The organism is Rickettsia endosymbiont of Ixodes scapularis, assembly GCF_000160735.1.
Lineage (GTDB): Bacteria > Pseudomonadota > Alphaproteobacteria > Rickettsiales > Rickettsiaceae > Rickettsia > Rickettsia tamurae.
In genome coordinates, this window is sequence record NZ_CM000770.1 from 440,238 (window position 1) to 442,131 (window position 1,894).

Here is a 1,894-nt window from a genome sequence, read left to right on the forward strand (position 1 = left end):
TACTTGACTTGCTTCTATTATTCTTTTCCCTGACTCAATATATTGAATCACTCTCTTTCTTAAATCATATGAATATGGTCTTGGCATAACTATTTTCTAATTACTTTACCATATCCTTTTATTAATATCACTATCTTAATTGCCTATGCTATATAATTTCGAGGATTTGAAATCCTGCTTTTTCTAGCTGTTTACGTGTTTCGGCTTCTGTACGAAAAACTTGCCATGCAGCGTTAATAATATCACTAAAAATAGCCTTTTGTTTTAAAGCATCCTCAATATTAACATTTTTCCATGTAGATTCCTTTGATAATGTTGGAGGAGGCGTTAAAAAGCTTGCAATTAGTATGCCGCTAGGTTTAAGCACTTTACTAAATTACGCGAGTTTCGTATTAATAGAGGAACTGAATAGCTGATAGTAACTGGGTTACGAGGATATTAGTAATATTGTTTTTGTTATAAAATGTACTTAAAACTGCATAAATTTTTAGTAAATTGTCTTTTTTGACTATAACTATTAAATTGTAAAACTTGTCACACCTCTTACAAACCTTGAAAGGATAAGCATTATAGCATATTCATTAACCATAATTTAGGCATCTTAATACGAAACTCGCGTTATTTAGTCTTTTATGGGTGCGATGCTCAGTCTTAGTACACATCAGCTTAACCGGTTTAATGTAACTCCTGAACTTATCAGTAACAATTACTCTTGAAGCTGGATAATTGCCCAATAATCTTGATAGAAAGCGAATAGCTGATTTCTTGTTACGACGCTTCTTTAATAATACTTCTAATTCATGTCCCTCAGACTTAACGGCTCTCCATAATATAAATACTTCGCCTTTAATCTTAATATTCATCTCATCTAAATGCCATTTATCAGTTGGTTTCCTCTCTCTCTTTCTAATAACATCTTGAAAATAAATCGCAAATTTATTACACCAAAATCTTACAGTCTCATGACTTAAAATAATACCTCGATAAGCCATCTGTTCTTGAACATTTCGGTAACTATTATTAAAGCGATGATATAACCATACTGCATGGCTAATAATACTTGCTGGAAAACGATGTCTCTTCAGGGCTTGAGTAATATGCATAACGGTAAGATTTAGTGAGAAATTATTACAGCTATTCTATAAATCATTCCCTGCGTTTCTTAATTTACATCTCACTTAACTTGACGGTGCCGCATGAAGCAGCAATTAAGTGTTGTGACAAAGCAATAGGGCACCGTCAAGTTAAGTGAGTCTGTCTTCATCGATAAAAATACAGATTCAAAATTAGACAACATAGTTTCCTACAATTATAAAAAGAGACGTGACGAATTAAATAAATTAGTTAAAAATCACATAGAACGACAAAAGCAGAGAACAACATAAAAGAATAAATCAATTGCTATCTGACACTCTCTATAAATGCTCTTGCAAAAAAAAATAGACAAATTAAGTAACAACTATTACAGTTAGATAAATAGTTCATAAAATAAAATTACATATGCCAGAGTATATTAGACATGATGAGGGAACATTTTCTTCTCTGACAAAACAACAAAAAGAGGCAATAGGATTACTCTCAATAGGTACTTTCTTAGAATATTTTGATTTGATGCTTTATGTACATATGGCAGGTAGTTCTTAATGAGTTATTTCTTCCCTAAATTTGATCCCAATGTAGCATCATTTTTGTCTGCTGCTGCTTTTTGTTCCACTTATGCCTTTAAGACCTTTTTGGAGCATTTAATTTTTTTGGCTATATAGGTGATAATATAGGGTAGAAAAATTAACCGTTATCATAACAACATTTATGATGGCTATTTTCTTGGAATTAATTATTGGCGAATTTACCAACTTATGATCAAATTGGAAGGAAAGCTGTTGTTATTATGACA

Annotated in this window: 4 protein-coding genes; 1 reads left to right on the forward strand and 3 read right to left on the reverse strand. The window is 31.5% G+C overall.

All coding sequences use genetic code 11. From position 1 onward, the window contains the following. The 3 genes from REIS_RS15410 to REIS_RS02275 form a co-directional block, all read right to left on the reverse strand. Positions 1–87, reverse strand: an 87-nt coding sequence (locus tag REIS_RS15410) for an IS630 transposase-related protein (protein ID WP_040614703.1), incomplete at its 3' end; no start/stop codon positions are given. A gap of 61 nt (positions 88–148) precedes the next feature. After that, the gene (locus REIS_RS02270; RefSeq protein ID WP_008579640.1) at positions 149–367 is read right to left on the reverse strand and encodes a hypothetical protein; all 219 of its coding nucleotides are present in this window, start codon (positions 365–367) and stop codon (positions 149–151) included. Positions 368–581: 214 nt separating this feature from the next. After that, positions 582–1,103: an IS6 family transposase gene (locus REIS_RS02275; protein ID WP_008579641.1), complete on the reverse strand. Its 522-nt coding sequence runs from the start codon at positions 1,101–1,103 to the stop codon at positions 582–584. A gap of 397 nt (positions 1,104–1,500) precedes the next feature. Between REIS_RS02275 and REIS_RS15415 the strand changes: the two genes are divergently transcribed. Beyond that, entirely contained in the window at positions 1,501–1,644 is a 144-nt protein-coding gene (locus tag REIS_RS15415; RefSeq protein ID WP_241760914.1) for a hypothetical protein, read from the forward strand. Positions 1,645–1,894: the final 250 nt, after the last annotated feature.

What these genes read in the sequence shown, in the direction of transcription:
- REIS_RS02275 (WP_008579641.1), bottom strand. Translation starts at nt 1,103, where the DNA reads ATGCATATTACTCAAGCCCTGAAGAGACATCGTTTTCCAGCAAGTATT.
- REIS_RS15415 (WP_241760914.1), top strand. Translation starts at nt 1,501, where the DNA reads ATGCCAGAGTATATTAGACATGATGAGGGAACATTTTCTTCTCTGACA.